Here is a 16,890-nt window from a genome sequence, read left to right on the forward strand (position 1 = left end):
CGCGAGGCACGATCACGCGCGGCCGCCGTCCGGAGCGCCGAACCAGCGGCGCAGGGACGCCTGGAGACTGTCAGGACCGGTTCCGGCCCAGGCCACATGCCCGTCCGGTCGCACCAGGACGGACGGGGCGCCGAGGAAGGGGTCGTCTGTCTCGGGGCGGGCCGTCGTGGAGGTCACACGGACCTTCCACGGTTCTGCCGCCGCGCGAATCCGGGGGTCGTCCGCCGTGTCGAGAAGGACGCCCTGGCCGCCGCGCAGCAACTCCGTGGTGCTCGTCCTGCCGCTGTCCCCGAGCAGAGCTCGGGGCGGTACCCGCCGGCCTACCAGGGGGTGGTCTTCCTCACCGGCGTCATAGCGGACGTCCAGGCCGCTGATCATGCCGGACAGGTGACGTTTGACCTCGTCGTGGGCCAGGAGCTCCGTGAACAGGGCACGCAGCGGGTCGGCTTCCTCACCGCCGAGAAACACCATGCCCTGAGCCCGGGTGTTGGTCAGCACCCGGGCTCCGGCCGGGTGCCGCTCGTCGTGGTAGCTGTCCAGGAGTCCGTCCGGGGCCCAGCCGCCGACGGTCGCGGCGAGCTTCCAGCCGAGGTTGACGGCGTCCAGCACGCCGGTGCTCATGCCCTGCCCGCCGGCGGGGAGGTGGATGTGTGCGGCGTCTCCCGCCAGGAGCACCCGGCCGCGCCGGTACTCGGTGGCCTGGCGTGTGGCATCGGTGAAGGCGCTGACCCAGGTCGCCCGGCCGTGGTGGATGGATTCCCCGGTGATTCTCTGCCAGGCGTCGGCGACCTCGGCGAAGCTCGGGGAGTCGTCGCGTTCACCCGGCGGGGTGCCGTGTTCGCAGACGATGATCCTTTCGATCCCGCCGCCCAGCGGCGCGGCCATCACCATGCCGTCGGGCAGCCGTTCGCCGAGAAGCCGGGCCTGCAGGTCACAGCCGGCGACGTCCGCGAGATACATCCCGCGCGTCGGCGGCGTACCCGGGAAGTCGAACCCCGCCAGCTTGCGCACAGTGCTGCGGCCGCCGTCGCACCCCACGAGATAGCCGCCGCGCAGCTGACGGACACCTTCCGGGGTGTGCGCCGTGACGGTCACCGTCCGGCCGTCGTCGACCAGTTCGGTGACCTCCCAGCCACGCCGGATGTCCGCTCCGAGCTCCGTTGCCCAGGCATCCAGCACCTGCTCGGTCTGTGACTGCGGGATGCCGCGTGCGCCGAAGTGGCTGTCCTCCAGAACGGTGTAGTCGAACCGCACCCCTCCGAAGTGACCCATCGGGCTGGTTTCCAGGGAGCCGAAACGCGGCAGCAGCCCGCGCTGGTCGAAGACCTCCATGGCGCGCGCGGTGAAGCCCAGGCCGCGCGACTGCCCGCTGGGCCTCACCAGCTGCTCCACGACGACGACATCGGCGCCGCCCAGCCGCAGTTCTCCTGCGAGCATCAGCCCGGTCGGTCCGGCACCCACCACGATCACATCGGTATCCACGTCGGTGTCCACGTCGTTCCTCCTCATCCGTTCTCTGTCCGGCTTCTCGACTTCGTCCGCTGTCCGGCCTGTGCCGGGTGACCGGACAGGCGGGGGGTCCGGGGCCCGAACCAGCGCAGCAGCGCGTCGCGTGCCCGATCGGGATCGGGCCCCAGCCAGGCGATGTGCCCGTCCGGCCGGACCAGGACGCAGGCACTGCCTGACAGGGGCGATCCGGGTGCCGCGCGGGCTCTTGTGACGCGGACCCTGCCGTCGGCCCGGGCGTCCGCCACCGGCCGAAGATCCAGCAGCATTCCCTGTCCGCCGTGCCGGGCCGGCGCGGGCTCACCGTCGCCAGGGAAGATCGTCAGGTCCTGGACCGGCAGGCGGTACCCGAGCAGCGGGTGGCCCGCACCTCCGGTCGGGTAGCGGACGTCCAGCCCACTGATCATCCCCGCCAGCCGTGCGCGGACCGGCTCGTGGTTCATGAGCTCGCGTACGAGCGCGCGCACCGGTTCGACGCGGGGGCCACCGAGCAGCAGCGCTGCCTGCGCCCTGATGTTGGCGAGCACGCCGCGGCCCACGGCGTGTCGTTCGTCGTGGTAGCTGTCCAGCAGCCCCTCGGGCGGGTCGGAGCCCGCCGTGAGAGCCAGCTTCCAGCCGAGGTTGACGGCGTCCTGAAGCCCGAGGTTGAGAGCCTGACCGCCGACGGGGAGTTGCTGGTGGGCGGCGTCGCCGGCGAAGAGTATCCGGCCGTGCCGGTAGCGGCTGAGCTGCCGGTCGGCGTCACCGAAGCTGTTGACCCACACCGGTGTGCCGCCACTGATGTCCTCACAGGTGACCCGCTTCCAGACCTCGGCCAGCCTGGCGAACCCGGGTGGGTCAGGGCAGGCCCATGCGTCGCCGGCGAACTCGTGGACCATCACCCGGGTGATGCCGTCGGGGTCGCGGGCGGCGATGGCCAGACCCCTCTCCATCTGCTGGAAGCGCCGTCCGGGGATCTCGATCCCCGCCACGTCCGCGCGCAGCAGTTCGCGGCGGGCCGGCCGGCCCGGGAACGCGGCACCGATGAGCCGCCGGGCGGCGCTGTCCTCTCCGTCGCAGCCGACGAGGTACGCGGCACGCAGCCGGCGCGTGCCCTCGGTGGTGGCGGCGGTGACGTGCACCGCGTCGCCGTCCTGCGCCAGTTCCCGGAGTTCCCAGCCGCGCCGGATGTCCGCACCGAGCGCGAGAGCCCACTCCTGGAGCAGGCGTTCGGTGCGGACCTGGGCGACCTTCCACTGGCCGGGATACCGGGTGGGGAGGGTCAGATCGAGGGGGATTCCGCCGAAATGCCCGAGCACGCTGTTCGGCGGCGTGCCGAGGGCGTCGAGGAGTCCTCGGCTGTCCAGGATCTCCATGGTGCGGGCGTGCAGGGTGGAGGCCCTTGACTCGCTGGTCGGGGCCCGACGGCGCTCCAGCACGATGACGTCCGCGCCGCCGAGCCGCAGCTCACCGGCGAGCATGAGGCCCACCGGACCGGCGCCGACGACGATGACCTGGGTGTCCATGGTCAGACGGCGCTCTCGGCATACCTTTTGGCGTAGCCCAGCGTCGCGCTGCTGTTGGCGCTGAGCGCCCGCTGGACGTAGGACCTGGCGTCGGCGACGGTCGCCGCCGGGCCGAGGATCCGGGTGATGGCGTCGGTGTTGATCACTACGGTGTGCTGCGAGGAGGCGGTCACCCCGCCGCCGTGCTCGGTGAAGGTCCACAGACCGGTGTGCAGGTTCATCAGGGCCGGCAGAGTGACCTGTTTGTAGGCGATCCTGTGGTGGGGGAACGCCACGCGATAGGACGCGGTGGTGTGGGTGGAACCGTCCCGGGCGCGGGTCTCCATCTCCAGCAGTTGCAGCCCCGGCGTCTCCTCCTGAAGGCTGACCTTCGCCACGTGCGGCAGCCGGTCGGGCCACAGGTGGGCGTCGTGGATGTAGTCGTAGGCGTCCTTGGCGGAACCGGCGATCTCAACGCTGTCCTCGAAGGAGAAGGTCAGTTCGGACGCGCTGTGTGCGAACTCCACGTTGGCCTTGAGCGCGGCCAGTTCGGAACGGGAGTTGCGGTCGACCGCCTCGTCGATCCAGGCAAGGCCTTCGGGATCGTCCCCGACGGCCCGGTAGTCGTGCAGCAGTCGCAGCCGTGTCCCGGTCTCGGATCGGCGCTCGATCACCCAGGCCCCGCCCATCGCGGCGACCGGCGGGGCGCACACCTCCTGGCGGAAGTCGATGCGCAGTCCCTGTGGATCGAGGACTCTCCGCGATGTCCATTCCTTGACCGATCCGTTGGCCGTGGCCCAGATGCGGATGCGCTCCTCGGCACCGGTCCGCTCGACCGCGTCGACATGGATGGTCGGCGGGAACACCCGCGGCCAGTTCTCCACGTCGGCGATCAGCGCGTACACGGCCTCGGCCGGGGCCGCTATGAAGATCTCGTGCTCGGCCTCGTGCGCGTTCGGGTGCGGCACAGGGGAACTCCTCTCAGAAATTGCCCAGACCGCCGCAGACGTTCAACGCCTGCGAGGTGATGGATGCGGCTGCGTCGGACACCAGATAGCCGACCAGGCCGGCCACCTCCTGGGGTGTTGAGTAGCGGCCGAGGGGGATCTTGGCCTGGAATTTCTCCAGGATCGCCGCCTCTGTGGTGTGGTAGGCCGCCGCGTAGCCCTCGCGGACCCGCTGGGCCATCGGCGTTTCCACGTATCCGGGACAGACCGCGTTGACGGTGATGCCCGTGGGTGCCAGTTCGTTGCCGAGCGCCTTGGTGAAGCCGACGACACCGTGTTTCGAGGCGGAGTAGGGGGCGCCGAGCACCACGCCCTGCTTACCCGCGGTGGACGCGATGTTGACGATCCTGCCGCGGTCCTTGCGCCGCATGCCCCCGGTGTTGAGCACTTCCCGGGTCATCCGGAAGACGCTGTTCAGGTTCGTCTCGATCACGTCGTACCAGAGTTCGTCGCTGATGTCGGCCGTTGGCCCGCCGCCGCTGCGCCCGGCGTTGTTCACCAGGACGTCGACGGTCCCGTAGACATCGACGGCGGCCTGGACGAAATCCTCGACGGCCCTTTCCGAACAGACGTCGACCACGGCACCGTCCACGTCCAGCCCCTCCTCGCGCAGTTGCTTGACCGTGGCCGCCACGTTCTCGGCGCCGCGTGCCCCGAGGAACACCCGATGCCCCTGGGCGGCGAGGAGCTCGACGACGGCACGTCCGATTCCGCTGGTGCCTCCGGTGACCACGGCGACACGTCGAACCTCTTGCATGAGCCCGCCTTTCTCTCCTGTTCAGGTAGCCCGCTGCGCGGTCCGGCCGATCTGTGCGTTGACCGCGGTGATCAGGGCACGCGGGGTCGCGCTGACGGTCACCAGCGAGTCGTCGAGTCGTATGCCGTAGTCGCGCTCGATCCGGCTCGCGGTCTCCAGGAGTCCGAGGGACTCGTATCCCAGAGCCGCGAAATCCGTGTCCAGGCAATCACCCAGATCGCCGTGCTCGTCCACACCGGTGGCGAGGGTCAGGATGTGCGCGAGGTACTCCGGGGTGAACTGAGTGCCAGCCACTGGGGTTCTCCTCTCATGGGTTCATGTCTGCTTCGTCGTGCGCAGCACCACGGCCGAGTTGAATCCGCCGTGGCCGCGGGCGAGGACCAGCGCCGACCGGACCGGCACGGCCCGGGGGCGGCCCTGGACCAGGTCCAAGGCGTACTCGGGCAGCGGTACGACGTTCACCGTGGGCGGGATCACGCCGTCCCTCATCGCCATCAGGGCCGCCGCCACATCGAGGGAGGCAGCGCCCGCGTGGAGCCGTCCGGTCATGGTCTTGGGGGCGGTGACCGGCACACCACGCGGCCCGAAGACGTCCGCGATCGCCGCTGCCTCGATCCGGTCGAGTGCGGGCAGGCCCGCGGCGTCCGCGAACACCACGTCCACCTCGCGGGCGTCCAGGCACGCGTCGGCGAGGGCCAGAGTGATCGCCCTGCGCAGGCCGGGCTCGCGTCCGCTGCCCGGACGGGGGTCGAAGGTGGAGCCGTAACCGGCGAGTTCGCCGTAGGGGGTCGCGCCTCGCGCCCGCGCCGCATCCGCGGACTCCAGCACGAGGATCGCACCGCCCTCCCCCGGCACATGTCCCCGCGCGCGGCAGTCGAAGGGGAGAAAAGCGCGGGACGGATCCTCCGCTGTGCTGAGCCGTCCGCCGGTCATCTGGGCGACCCAGCCCCAGGGACACAGGGAGGCGTCCACGCCGCCGGACACCACCAGCGGCTGCCCCTTTCGGATCATCCGCCGCGCTTGCGCGATGGCGTCGAGCCCGCCGGCGTGGTCGCTGACGACCACCCCGCTGGGGCCGCGCATTCCGTGCCGGATCGATATCTGGCCGGTGTTCACGGCATAGAACCAGGCGAAGGACTGATACGCGCTGACGAACTCGCTGCCCTGGCTCCACAGATGCCGCAGTTCGCCCTGGCCGAACTCGAAACCGCCGGCCGAGCTCGCCGTGACCACACCCATGTCGGCATCGGGCAGTTCGTCCGATCGGACACCGGCGTCGTCGAGCGCCCAGTCGGCAGCGGCGAGCGAGAGCTGGGTGACCCGGTCCGTCTGCGGCAACAGCCTTCCGGGCAGGTGCTCCTTCGCGGTGAAGCCCTTGATCTCACCGGCGAGTCGGGCGGGGTACGGTTCCGGGTCGAACCGGGTGATCCGGCCGATGCCGCTCTCGCCCTCCAGCGTGGCGGCCCAGTAGTCGCGTGTGCCGAGGCCGTTGGGCGCGGCGACGCCCAGTCCGGTCACCACCGCGGCGGTCACCGCCGGACCTGACCGGGACGGGTGAGCACCATCGCGCTCTGGAAGCCGCCGAACCCGCTGCCCACCGTGAGGACCGCGTCGGTGACGTGCTCCCGGGCGACGAGTGGGACGTAGTCGAGATCGCACTCCGGGTCGGGGGTGTGCAGGTTCGCTGTCGGAGGCACCACGTTGTGCTCGATCGCGAGGGCGCACGCGGCGATCTCGATCGAGCCGATCGCTCCGAGCGAGTGGCCCACCATCGACTTGATCGAACTCACCGGTGTCCGGTAGGCGTGCTCCCCCAGACTCCTCTTGAACGCCGCGGTCTCGTGCCGGTCGTTCTGCCTGGTGCCCGAGCCGTGGGCGTTGATGTAGTCGATCTCCTCGCCGTTGACCCGGCCCTCGTCCAGCGCCGCTCGGATCGCCTCGGCCATCTCCGCACCGTCGGGCCTGAGTCCGGTCATGTGGTACGCGTTGCTGCGGGTGGCGTAGCCCGCGATCTCCGCGTAGATGTGGGCGCCGCGCTTCCGGGCACGGGTGAGCTCCTCCAGGACGAACACGGCGGCGCCCTCGCCGAGCACGAATCCGTCCCGAGTCGAGTCGAAGGGCCGGGCCGCGCTCCCCGGGTCGTCGGTGCGGGGCGTGGTCGCCTTGATCGCGTCGAAGCAGGACACGGTGATCGGCGAGATCGGCGCGTCCGCCGCGCCGGCGATCATCACATCGGCGGAGCCTTCGCGGATCAGCTCGACCGCGTAGCCGACCGAGTCCAGGCCGGAGGTGCAGCCGGTGGACACCACCGTGGTCGGCCCTTCGGCGGCGGTGGCCCACGCCACTTCCGCCGCGAAAGAGCTGGGCACCATGTAGTCGTAGAGGTGAGGTACGGCATAGCTGTGGTCGACGAGATGCAGCCGGCCGCCGTCACTCACCGTCCGGTACTCCTGGTCGAGGGAAATCGTGGAACCGACCGCGGTGCCGATGGTGACACCCATCCGATGCGGGTCGACCGGATCCGAGTCGAGACCGCTGTCCCGGGTCGCACCCCGTGCGGCGACCACCGCGAACTGCACCGCCCGGTCCATCCGCCTGATCTCGTGGGGGCTCAGGCCGTGGTCCTCAGGGTCGAAATCGACCTCCGCGGCCACCCGGGAGCGAAAGGGCGTGGGGTCGAAGAGGCTGATGTCGCGGGTGGCTGTACGGCCGTCGGTCAGCAGGGACCAGAACTCCTTGACGCCGACTCCGCCGGGGGCCACCACGTCGATGCCGGTGATCACGACCCGTCTCCCTTTCATCCGGACGCCTCCCAGGAGTAGAAGCGCGCCGCCATGGCGTCTTTCGGTGACCGCCAGGTGACCGGGTCGTAGGCCTCTATGAACGGCTTGAGGTCCTGACTGATCCGCACGAACCGCGGGTCCGCCTTCGCGCGCTCGATCGACTCGCCGCCGTTGTCGGTGTCGAAATCCTGCAGATGGAAGTACAGGCCTCGGTAGGCGAAGAGCTGCCGGCGGCGTGTCCCCATCAGATGAGGCATGTCACCGGCATCGAAATCCGCGAAAAGATCGGCGACATGATCTTTCGACGCGAGATTCATCCGCGCCACGATCAACGTACTGTGCATCGCACTCCTCACGGGGGACGCTCCTGGCGCCAGGAAGTGACTGGGACGTCCCAGTTATAGGGACCCGGTGATTCCGCCCGTATCTCCGGAAGCCGTCACTGCACCAAATGACCCTCAATCGCTGCACTTAAGTGCACATGCCCCACGCGTCCGCACCGTGCTCCGGGGATCCGTGCGTAGGGTCACCCGAACCGGGACGACCGGCCTGGCGCGTGGCTGCCCACGGCGTCCCGGCCACGCCCGAGGGGCTGTTCCCGCGACGACTCCGACACCTTGCACCGGAGGTTGAGATAAACGGATCATCCACGAGCGAGAAGACCAGGTGCGACGTCATCGACAGGCTGCTCGCCGCCGTCATCGTCAAGGACATCGACGCCATGGCCGAGCTGTACTCCGCCGATGCCGTACTTGAGAACCCGTTCCGGCCCGGTTGGCCCGCTGTGCGTGGCCGGGACGCGATCCGCGCCCACTTCGCTCTCGGGTTCGGGCGCGCTCCGGTGCGGTTCGACGCGGTACGGTCGCTGACCGTTCACGAGGCGGCCGACCCCGAGGTCGTGATCGCCGAATACACCCTGGAAGGGATGGTCCTTCCCACCGGGGAAGCGTTCCTGCCTTCCTTCGTCACTGTCGTGCGGCTGCGCGACGGGTTGATCGTCCATATGCGCGACTACGAGGACCTGGCCGGTCGCGCGCGGGCGCTGGCCTCCGGCACCGGGCGACCGACCGAGGGGTGACCGTGCGCCGGCCCGGACCCCACGGATTTCACGCATCAGCACCGGGCGCCGACTCCAGGCCGCCCCGAAGCCTCTGACCTGGGAATACTCATGGAACTCGGACTCAAGAACAAGGTTGTGCTGGTCACCGCCGGCTCGGGCGACGGCGTGGGCTCGGCGACCGCTCGGGCGTTCGCGCAGGAAGGCGCGCGTGTGGCGGTGACGTACTGCACGCGCCCGCAGGCGGGAGAGGCGGTGGCCAAGGACGTCGAATCACTCGGAGGTGAGGCGATGTCCGTCCACTACGACCTGGGTGACATCGCCTCGATAGACACCGCCGTGGCGGCCGTCCAGGAGCGCTGGGGACCGATCGAGGTCCTGGTGGCCAATGCCACGTTCGGACCGGTCTACGGTCACGGGGCCTTCGAGGAGGTTCCGGCCGAGGCATGGCAGCGCAAGTTCCGGGCGGACGTGGAGGGGACGTACCGCACCGCCCAGGCCTGTGTCGCCGCCATGCGGCGAGAAGGCTGGGGCCGGATCGTCTTCGTCTCCTCGACGGGCTGGGTGAGCGGACGGGCGGGCCGGGCTCCGTACCAGGCGGCGATGGCCACCTCCAAAGCGGCCCTGCACGGCCTGACCCGCAGCCTGGCCATCGATCTCGGCGCCGCGGGGATCCTGGTCAACACGGTCAGCCCGGGGGCCGTCGACGGGGCGCGCCTGCGCGGCCGCCTGGGCGAACAGGCCGTCAACGCGATCGCCGCGGCGACGGCCACGGGCCGCATCAGCACTCCGGACGAGGTCGCCGCCGCGATCGTCTTCCTGTGCTCCGCGGCCAACGGGAACATCACGGGCACCGACCTGTTCGTGGACGGCGCGTCCGTGTGACCCCGTTCGGCCGTGTCGCGGCCCGGACCTGTACGCCCCCGTCCGGCCCGGCCGGCCGCGCCGCCGACCGTCTTCCCTACCCGGCCGCCGCACCGTCACGGACGGGTGTCGAACACCCCGTGAACGGCGTGCCGGCCCGAACCCCGACTGCGGGACACGACACGCGGCCGGCCAGACAAGGAGTGGATGCATGTCAACCCATCACCCCCGCCCCGACCTGGACCTGTGGAAGCAGGCCGACCTGGTCACCCCGATGGTCATACGCGTAGCGGCCACATACTCGGTGGCCGATCACATCGTCGCCGGGCGCACCACCGCAACCGTCATCGCCGAGGCCGAGGGTCTGCACGCCGGTGCACTGGACCGCGTGCTCCGGCACCTCGCGGGCGTGGGTCTGCTGCACCGCGACGGCACGGGCTACGGGCTGACGGAACGCGGCCGGTTCCTCCTGTCGGATCACCCTTCGGGGATGCGCGCCCTGTGGGATCTGCGCGGAGCCCTCGGCCGTGCCGATCTCAGCGTCACGGAACTCGCCCACGCGGTCACCACCGGCGAACCGGGCTTCCCCGTCCGGTTCGGGCAGTCCTTCTGGGACGATCTCGCCGCGGACCCGGCCCGTGCGCAGTCCTTCAACTCCCTGATGGCGTCGAACATCGCGCACAGCGCTCATGAGATCGCGCAGGCGTACGACTGGTCGACGCTCGGCCACGTCATGGACGTCGGCGGGGGGAACGGCTTGCTGCTCGCCGCCCTGCTCACCGCCCACCCGACGCTGAGGGGCAGCGTCCTCGACCTCCCGGCATCGCTGGACACGGCCCGCAGGACCTTCGCGGACCGGGGTGTCGGCGACCGGGCCGAGGCGCTGGCCGGAAGCTTCTTCGACTCGCTGCCCAGCGGCGCGGACGGATACATCCTCTCCTCCGTCATCCACAACTGGGACGACGACGACACCCTGGCCATCCTCAAACGCTGCGCCGAGGCTGCCGGTGAGCGGGGACGGGTGTTCGTCATCGAACAGACGGGCGAGGACGGGGAGTCACCCAACACCATCATGGACCTGCGGATGCTCGTCTTCTTCGCGGGCAAGGAACGCGGGGTGTCCGAGATCGTCGAACTCGCGCGTAACGCCGGCCTGACCTTCGTCGCCGCGCACAGCGCGCCGGGGCGGGTGGCGGCCCGCTCGGTGGTCGAGTTCACGGCCGGTCCGCGGTGAGGCCGCGGGCCGAGAGGATTCTTCTGGCTCAGTCCGCTGCCCCTGGGGCGGCGGGCGGGCGGCCGGCGGTCCAGCCAAGACGGAACGACAGCCGGCTCAGCCGCCATCCGTCCGGCGTGAGGCGGGCCTCACCCGAGACGAACGTGCCGGTCACGAAGATCGGGGGAGCGCTGTCGTCGGCCTTGTGCACCAGCACGGACATCAGATTGGCCCGCAGGACCGCCCGGCCTTCGAGGAGTTCGACCACGGCGGGAGAGTGGATGTGCTGTGTCCGCTCCCACGCCGAGAGCGTCCGCCGGTGGTAGTCGGCCAAGCCGGCTCTCCCCTGGTGCCCGCCCATCGGGAACTCGACTCCGGCGTCCTCGGTGAAAAGGCTGCGCGCCCATGCGTCGTCGAGCGCGACTCCGTCATCGTCAAGGTCAAGCAGATAACGGTCGAGCAGCGAGCCGACCTTCATGGCGGATTCCTGATCGTTCATGCACCAAGTATGACCACATCGTCCCGGACGGCACTCGCCGAATACACCTCCACCACGACAGGCGAAGGAAGGCCACCATGCCCGTCATCTCCGCCGAGGACGGTCTCCTGACTGTCTTCAACATCTTCACCACTGACTCCTCGGAAAACCAGCGGCGTCTCATGGACGTCATGCGGGAGGTAATGGAGGGAGCGGACTATCCCGGATGGATCTCGGCCTCCCTGCACAGCGGCGTGCACACTCCCGGTTCCGCGAACCTCATCCAGTGGCGCAGCCGCAGCGACCTCGAAGCCCGGAACGCCAGCGACGAAGTGTTCAGACACCGGGCGCTCCCGGTGTTCCGCGAGCTGGCGACCTCCCTCAAACTCCTGCAGACAGCAGTGGCTTTCACCCAGCGGTTCCCGGCGGCACACGACCGCGTGGAGCTCTCTCCGGAGCACGGTCACCACACTGTGATCGAGATCTTCGGCGTTGCCGGCCCGGACCCCGAACCGCTGATCGATGCCCTCGGGCCCGGACGGGCCTGGCTGGCCGGGGTGCCCGGATACCTTTCCCACAGCGTTCTGCGCGGCCTCGGCGGTGTCGGTGTCGAGGGAAGCTTCGTACTTGTCTACTCCCAGTGGAAAGACGAATCGGCCCACGACGGTTTTCGCACGCTCCCCGAGAGCGAGTGGACGAGTGAACGCCGATCGTCAGCGGTCCGAGTCAGTTCTCTCGCGCACTCCTACGACTGGAATGCGTACCGGATCACATTCTCGCGCTCGGCGGGTGAGAGCGGGCGAACGGCTCCGGAAAGCCCGCACCACGAGGTTCCAGCGCTCGGTCACTGAGCTTGAACGCGTCGGGACCTCCGTCGAGACCGTCGCGGTCCGCCTCGGCACCGGTGAGGACCGCGGTGGCGTGGCGGAGGATCTCCCGCGTGGTGCGGAGTCCCACTCCCGCAGCGGTCCTCGGTCGGTCTTCCTGCTCACTCCCCCCGCGGGCGGCCTCGTCCCCCGGCCGCCCGCTCCAGGAGCTCGGGCGTCAGCCCTCGTTCGGTGAACCCGCGCAGGACCTCGTCACGCGGCGCCACCAGCGCCCCGCGCGGAGCCCCGGCCGCGTCCGTGGGCGGTTCGGCGGGCGGTTCGGCGCGGCCGGCACCGCCGGTGTCCGCCGGTCCGCTCGCGCCCCACCGGCCGTCCCCTGCCCCGCTGCTCTCCAGACCTGCCATGTCTCCCCGTCGCCTTCGCCGTCCGGCAGCCCTCATCGGCCGTCTCAGGGACGGGGCCCGTCCCGGCCCGGGAGATCGAGCTCCGCGCGGACGGTCTTGCCCACGGAGAGCCGGTCGAGGACCGCCCAGCGATGCGCGAGCGCCTCGACGAGGAACAGGCCCCGGCCGGACTCGGCGAGCGGGTCGGGGGACTTGACCTCGCCGGGGCCGGGCGGGCGCCGCTCGGAGCGGGTGTCGCTCACCTCGATACGGAGGGTGCCGTCGGCGAGGGCGAGGCGCAGTTCGAAGTCGCGGCCGGGGACGCGGCCATGGGTGGCGGCGTTGGCCGCCAGCTCGCCGACGATCACGGCCGCGGCCTGCGCGGTGTCCCCGTCGTACGGAATGCCCCACTGATTGAGCTGGTGGAGCGTCAGGTGCCGGGCGAGGCGCGCGCCGAGCCGGGTGGCGCTGAAACGCTGGGCGAACTCGCCTGCGGGTACCGAAGGCTGAGGCCTGATGGGGGTCGGTGGTGCTGTCATACGGTTCAATGTGCCGGGCCGGATTGCCCCTTCACCAGGCCTGACGCTCGTACGGTGGGTGAGCGTACGCGGACGCGGAGCGGATCGTACGCCGGCTTCGTCGGGCTGCGGGCGAGGTCGCCGGGCAGGTGCCGGGCGCTACGGCCACGGCCACGGCCACCATGCCGCCTCCCCGGCCGCCCCACTGCCACGGCGGACACTCCGGCCCACGGTACCCGGCACACCGAGGCGTGCGCAGTACGCATGCGGGCCGGCTGTGGACAACGGTCTCTCCCCCGCGGGCGCGGACACGCCGAAGGCGGTCCTGCGGGGCTGCGGGCAAGACGCCCCCCAGCCGTCCGCCCTCCGGGCGGTGTTCGCCGGGCCTCGGCGGTCCTGTGCGGCGCCTCAGCGTCGTGAGAGCGCTCTCAGGCAGTCCGAGGATGAGCACTCCCGGACCAGCCGTCCGGCCACCCGGCCTTCAACAGCCCGCGACATGGCACAACACCTCCATCCCCTCCCGCCTCTCCCGACCTTCGCGAGCGCCCGAACCGGCCCGATTCCGACGTGCCCGTACCGGAGCACGACAACAGCTCCGACGCTTCCGTGTCCACATCATTGACGCACCTTCGGCTGTCATCTAGCCTCCTCCGCTTGAGAGCGCTCTCAGTATCGGTTGCTGCTCAGCCTCGGAGAGGCGAGCCGCGAGGCAGGCCCGACCCATGGTCCCGGCGGATCATGACGCCGCGCCCGCTCCCCCCACGACGCTCGTCCGTCGCGTCGCACGCTCCTCTTCGTCGTCGCCGCCCGATGGGACGGTGACGACCTGCCTCAGGAGGCATCACCGTGACCAGACCAACCCCCGACCGCTCACCGGCGACGGGGCCAGGCCTCCCCGCCGGAACCGACCGGGCGGAGCACGCGGCCCGGAAGGCGGGTCGGCGCTCCCCACGCACCGCGCGGGACCGCGCGGTGCTGCGGCTGCGGGTGCTGGCCGTCAGCACGGCGGCGGCACTCGTCGCCGGCCTGCTGGCGCTGTTGACGTCCCATTCGGCCTACGCCACCACGGTGGGTGCCGGCAGCTACACCACCACGCCGGTGGGGCCGCTGCCCTCCGGGTGCGGAAGCCTGTCGACCAACCCCCGCGCCTGGGTCACCGCGAACGCGCCGGCCGGCCCCGTCCCCACCAACGACTGGTGGTCCTCGATCCTCTGGAAGAAGACCAACTGCGCCTACGGTGAACCGCTGCACGCCCATCCGCTGGCCTTCCGTGCCACGTCGGGCGGTCTCGGGTTCTCGTACACCACGACACCGGCGATCTCCGGCACGGCCACGGGCGTCGGGGAGTACCACTTCCCCTACAGCCAGGACTTCGTCACGGGCGTCGCTGGGCTCAGCTCCCCCGACGTGAAGGTCGACGGCTGGAGCGACTGGACCGTCAGCCCGTACTTCAGCGACGGCACCCGCACACTGCGCGCGACCATCGGCGAGGGCCTGCCGTTCGCGTACTTCAAGGCCACCGGAGGAAACGCGACGATCACCTCGTCGGCCGGTGCCCCGACAGTCTGGTCCAACTCCGGTTCCACGATCGGATACCGGATCAACGGCCATGACTACGTGGCCTACGCGCCGACCGGCGCGACCTGGACGGTCAGCGGTTCCACCCTCTCCTCGTCGCTCGCGGGCAAGGACTACTTCTCCGTCGCCGTCCTGCCGACCACCGCCTCGACCCCCTCGGCCGACCGGGCCGCCCTGGCCGCGACGTACGGCACGTACGCGCACAACCACGTGACCGGCACCCAGCTCTCGTACCAGTACGCGCCGGGGACCAGCACCGTGACGACCACCTACGCCTACACCACGACCGCCCGCGAGGGCACCGGCACGAAGACGGTCGTGGCCCTGCTTCCCCACCAGTGGCGGCATCTCGCATCGGGCACCCCGCTCCCGCAGACCTACGTCTCCGCCCGCGGTGCGCTCAAGGTCCTCACCGGCGTCTCCTCCTTCACCACCACGATGAAGTTCCAGGGCGTCCTCCCGGAGGTCCCGGCGGTCGGCGACAGCGCCGGAGCGGACGCCACGACGCTCCAGAGCTACCTCAACGCCGAGCAGGCCGATCCGACCAAGCAGGTCAGCGACGACACCTACTGGACCGGCAAGGGCCTGGGCCGCGCCGCCCGGCTGGCCGAGATCGCCGACCAGACCGGCAACACCGCGGTCCGGGACGCGGCGCTCGCGTCCATCAAGTCCAAGCTCACCGACTGGTTCACGGCCACCACCGGCAAGACCGGCCACCTCTTCTACTACGACCAGAACTGGGGCACCCTCATCGGGTACCCGGCGTCCTACGGGTCCGACCAGGAACTCAACGACCACCACTTCCACTACGGCTACTACATCGCGGCGGCCGCCACACTGGCCAAGTTCGACCCGGCCTGGGCCTCCAACACCCAGTACGGCGGCATGGTCGACCTGCTCATCCGCGACGCCAACAACTACGACCGCAGCGACACCCGCTTCCCCTACCTGCGGGACTTCGACATCTACGACGGCCACGACTGGGCCTCGGGACACGGCTCGTTCGCAGCCGGCAACAACCAGGAGTCCTCGTCGGAGGGCATGAACTTCGACAGCGCCCTCATCCAGTGGGGCCAGGCCACCGGTAACACGGCCGTCCGCGACGCCGGCATCTTCATGTACACCACGCAGGCGGCGGCCATCCAGGAGTACTGGTTCGACACCGAGAACGAGAACTACCCCTCCGCCTTCGCCCACAACGAGGTGGGCATGGTCTGGGGCGACGGCGGCTCGTACTCCACCTGGTTCTCCAGCGCCCCCGAGCAGATCCAGGGCATCAACCTGCTGCCCGTCACCGGCGGCCACCTGTACATGGGCTACGACCCGGCCTACGTGCTCGCCGACTACAACGACATGGTCACCAACCGCGGCGGCGGTGAACCGGCCATCTGGACGGACATCTGGTACGAGTTCCTCGCCTTGGGCAACGGCGACCAGGCGCTGTCCAAATACCGTGCCAACAACTCCTTCACCCCCGAAGAGGGTGAGAGCAAGGCGCACACCTTCCACTGGATCCGCAACCTGGCCGCGCTCGGCACCGTGGACACCAGCGTGACCAGCGACAATCCGCTGTCCTCCGTCTTTGTGAAGAACGGCGCGCGGACGTACGTGGCCTCCAACATCAGCGCCGCGGCGATCACCGTCCACTTCTCCAACGGCACGGTGCTCAACGTTCCCGCCGGGAAGACCGTCGCCTCGGGGGCCAACAACTGGAGCGGCGGCAACGCCACGGGCGGCACCGACCCGACCGGCACTCCCACCCCGACGCCGACGCCCACTCCGACGCCGACCGGCGGTACCTCCCCCACGCTGTACCTGCAGAGCGACGGCACCCTGTCGGGAACCGCGGGCACAGCCGGCAGCGTGACCGTGGCCTCCGCCGGCGGCGCCAACCACGACGGCACACCCACCAACCCCAAGACCTCCACCGCCACCGGCGTGAACCTCACCTACAACGGAGGCGCCACCGCCTTCGACCTCTCCGTCGACGCCAACACCGCCGTAGGCAACGCCGCCCAGACCCGCGTCTCCTACGACTGCACCAGCAACGGCAGCTGGGACCGCGTCGAGACCTACCAGTACTTCGCCACCGACCCCGTCACCGGCTACGAGCACTACAAGCAGACCACCGGCATCAAAACCACCACCGGAACCTTCTGCAACCTCACCAACGGCACAGTCAAGATCGAGGTCTGGAACGCCCTCGGCACCGCACCCACCACCCTGGGCACCGGCAACCAGTCCCTGATCACCCTCCCGTACACGGGAACGACCCCGACGCCCACTCCGACGCCGACGGGCGGTACCTCCCCCACGCTCTACCTGCAGAGCGACGGCACCCTGTCGGGAACCGCGGGCACAGCCGGCAGCGTGACCGTGGCCTCCGCCGGCGGCGCCAACCACGACGGCACACCCACCAACCCCAAGACCTCCAC

Annotated in this window: 16 protein-coding genes; 5 read left to right on the forward strand and 11 right to left on the reverse strand. The window is 70.2% G+C overall.

Going from position 1 to position 16,890, the window contains the following annotated elements; translation table 11 throughout:
* Window positions 1–12: 12 nt before the first annotated feature.
* From VIW71_RS13085 to VIW71_RS13120, 8 genes are all read right to left on the reverse strand, one after another.
* Window positions 13–1,437: an FAD-dependent monooxygenase gene (locus tag VIW71_RS13085; protein ID WP_414720738.1), complete on the reverse strand. Its 1,425-nt coding sequence runs from the start codon at window positions 1,435–1,437 to the stop codon at window positions 13–15.
* Between the two features lie 68 nt (window positions 1,438–1,505).
* Window positions 1,506–3,011 carry an FAD-dependent monooxygenase gene (locus VIW71_RS13090; RefSeq protein ID WP_331622309.1) on the reverse strand — a complete coding sequence of 502 codons (1,506 nt, stop codon included), beginning with the start codon at window positions 3,009–3,011 and terminating at the stop codon, window positions 1,506–1,508.
* Window positions 3,012–3,013: 2 nt separating this feature from the next.
* Window positions 3,014–3,958, reverse strand: coding sequence for an aromatase/cyclase (locus VIW71_RS13095; protein ID WP_331622310.1), 945 nt, complete (start codon window positions 3,956–3,958; stop codon window positions 3,014–3,016).
* Between the two features lie 13 nt (window positions 3,959–3,971).
* Window positions 3,972–4,754 carry a 3-oxoacyl-ACP reductase FabG gene (gene fabG, locus VIW71_RS13100; RefSeq protein WP_331622311.1) on the reverse strand — a complete coding sequence of 261 codons (783 nt, stop codon included), beginning with the start codon at window positions 4,752–4,754 and terminating at the stop codon, window positions 3,972–3,974.
* Between the two features lie 21 nt (window positions 4,755–4,775).
* Window positions 4,776–5,048, reverse strand: coding sequence for an acyl carrier protein (locus VIW71_RS13105; RefSeq protein ID WP_331622312.1), 273 nt, complete (start codon window positions 5,046–5,048; stop codon window positions 4,776–4,778).
* Window positions 5,049–5,069: 21 nt separating this feature from the next.
* The gene (locus VIW71_RS13110; RefSeq protein ID WP_331622313.1) at window positions 5,070–6,287 is read right to left on the reverse strand and encodes a ketosynthase chain-length factor; all 1,218 of its coding nucleotides are present in this window, start codon (window positions 6,285–6,287) and stop codon (window positions 5,070–5,072) included.
* The gene (locus VIW71_RS13115; protein WP_331622314.1) at window positions 6,284–7,555 is read right to left on the reverse strand and encodes a beta-ketoacyl-[acyl-carrier-protein] synthase family protein; all 1,272 of its coding nucleotides are present in this window, start codon (window positions 7,553–7,555) and stop codon (window positions 6,284–6,286) included. Before VIW71_RS13115 ends, VIW71_RS13110 begins: the two co-directional genes overlap by 4 nt.
* Window positions 7,552–7,881: a TcmI family type II polyketide cyclase gene (locus VIW71_RS13120; protein ID WP_331622315.1), complete on the reverse strand. Its 330-nt coding sequence runs from the start codon at window positions 7,879–7,881 to the stop codon at window positions 7,552–7,554. Before VIW71_RS13120 ends, VIW71_RS13115 begins: the two co-directional genes overlap by 4 nt.
* A gap of 137 nt (window positions 7,882–8,018) precedes the next feature.
* Between VIW71_RS13120 and VIW71_RS13125 the strand changes: the two genes are divergently transcribed.
* The 3 genes from VIW71_RS13125 (at window position 8,019) to VIW71_RS13135 (ending at window position 10,692) form a co-directional block, all read left to right on the forward strand.
* The gene (locus VIW71_RS13125) at window positions 8,019–8,615 is read left to right on the forward strand and encodes a nuclear transport factor 2 family protein (RefSeq protein ID WP_331622316.1); all 597 of its coding nucleotides are present in this window, start codon (window positions 8,019–8,021) and stop codon (window positions 8,613–8,615) included.
* A 90-nt stretch (window positions 8,616–8,705) separates the two neighbouring features.
* Window positions 8,706–9,479 carry an SDR family NAD(P)-dependent oxidoreductase gene (locus VIW71_RS13130; RefSeq protein ID WP_331622317.1) on the forward strand — a complete coding sequence of 258 codons (774 nt, stop codon included), beginning with the start codon at window positions 8,706–8,708 and terminating at the stop codon, window positions 9,477–9,479.
* A gap of 190 nt (window positions 9,480–9,669) precedes the next feature.
* Window positions 9,670–10,692, forward strand: a complete 1,023-nt coding sequence (locus tag VIW71_RS13135; protein WP_331622319.1) for a methyltransferase — start codon at window positions 9,670–9,672, stop codon at window positions 10,690–10,692.
* Window positions 10,693–10,720: 28 nt separating this feature from the next.
* Here the strand turns inward: VIW71_RS13135 and VIW71_RS13140 are convergent, their stop codons facing one another.
* On the reverse strand, window positions 10,721–11,170 hold the full coding sequence (locus VIW71_RS13140) for a nuclear transport factor 2 family protein (protein ID WP_331622320.1): 450 nt from the start codon (window positions 11,168–11,170) through the stop codon (window positions 10,721–10,723).
* Between the two features lie 77 nt (window positions 11,171–11,247).
* Between VIW71_RS13140 and VIW71_RS13145 the strand changes: the two genes are divergently transcribed.
* On the forward strand, window positions 11,248–12,000 hold the full coding sequence (locus tag VIW71_RS13145; protein WP_331622321.1) for an antibiotic biosynthesis monooxygenase: 753 nt from the start codon (window positions 11,248–11,250) through the stop codon (window positions 11,998–12,000).
* Window positions 12,001–12,137: 137 nt separating this feature from the next.
* Here the strand turns inward: VIW71_RS13145 and VIW71_RS13150 are convergent, their stop codons facing one another.
* Both VIW71_RS13150 and VIW71_RS13155 read right to left on the reverse strand, forming a co-directional pair.
* Window positions 12,138–12,380 (reverse strand): hypothetical protein, encoded by a 243-nt coding sequence (locus tag VIW71_RS13150; RefSeq protein ID WP_331622322.1) that lies wholly within the window; start codon window positions 12,378–12,380, stop codon window positions 12,138–12,140.
* Window positions 12,381–12,424: 44 nt separating this feature from the next.
* Window positions 12,425–12,898, reverse strand: coding sequence for an ATP-binding protein (locus tag VIW71_RS13155; RefSeq protein WP_331622323.1), 474 nt, complete (start codon window positions 12,896–12,898; stop codon window positions 12,425–12,427).
* An 825-nt stretch (window positions 12,899–13,723) separates the two neighbouring features.
* Here VIW71_RS13155 and VIW71_RS13160 point away from each other — a divergent pair.
* Window positions 13,724–16,890: glycosyl hydrolase (locus tag VIW71_RS13160; RefSeq protein ID WP_331622324.1), on the forward strand; the 3,167-nt coding region annotated here is incomplete at its 3' end.

The organism is Streptomyces sp., assembly GCF_036524955.1.
Lineage (GTDB): Bacteria > Actinomycetota > Actinomycetes > Streptomycetales > Streptomycetaceae > Actinacidiphila.

Excerpts from the sequence above, each read along its gene's own strand:
- VIW71_RS13085 (WP_414720738.1), bottom strand. The coding sequence starts at position 1,437 with ATGCTCGCAGGAGAACTGCGGCTGGGCGGCGCCGATGTCGTCGTCGTG.
- VIW71_RS13090 (WP_331622309.1), bottom strand. The coding sequence starts at position 3,011 with ATGGACACCCAGGTCATCGTCGTCGGCGCCGGTCCGGTGGGCCTCATG.
- fabG (WP_331622311.1), bottom strand. The coding sequence starts at position 4,754 with ATGCAAGAGGTTCGACGTGTCGCCGTGGTCACCGGAGGCACCAGCGGA.
- VIW71_RS13115 (WP_331622314.1), bottom strand. The coding sequence starts at position 7,555 with ATGAAAGGGAGACGGGTCGTGATCACCGGCATCGACGTGGTGGCCCCC.
- VIW71_RS13120 (WP_331622315.1), bottom strand. The coding sequence starts at position 7,881 with ATGCACAGTACGTTGATCGTGGCGCGGATGAATCTCGCGTCGAAAGAT.
- VIW71_RS13125 (WP_331622316.1), top strand. The coding sequence starts at position 8,019 with ATGCCCCACGCGTCCGCACCGTGCTCCGGGGATCCGTGCGTAGGGTCA.
- VIW71_RS13130 (WP_331622317.1), top strand. The coding sequence starts at position 8,706 with ATGGAACTCGGACTCAAGAACAAGGTTGTGCTGGTCACCGCCGGCTCG.
- VIW71_RS13135 (WP_331622319.1), top strand. The coding sequence starts at position 9,670 with ATGTCAACCCATCACCCCCGCCCCGACCTGGACCTGTGGAAGCAGGCC.
- VIW71_RS13140 (WP_331622320.1), bottom strand. The coding sequence starts at position 11,170 with ATGAACGATCAGGAATCCGCCATGAAGGTCGGCTCGCTGCTCGACCGT.
- VIW71_RS13145 (WP_331622321.1), top strand. The coding sequence starts at position 11,248 with ATGCCCGTCATCTCCGCCGAGGACGGTCTCCTGACTGTCTTCAACATC.
- VIW71_RS13150 (WP_331622322.1), bottom strand. The coding sequence starts at position 12,380 with ATGGCAGGTCTGGAGAGCAGCGGGGCAGGGGACGGCCGGTGGGGCGCG.
- VIW71_RS13155 (WP_331622323.1), bottom strand. The coding sequence starts at position 12,898 with ATGACAGCACCACCGACCCCCATCAGGCCTCAGCCTTCGGTACCCGCA.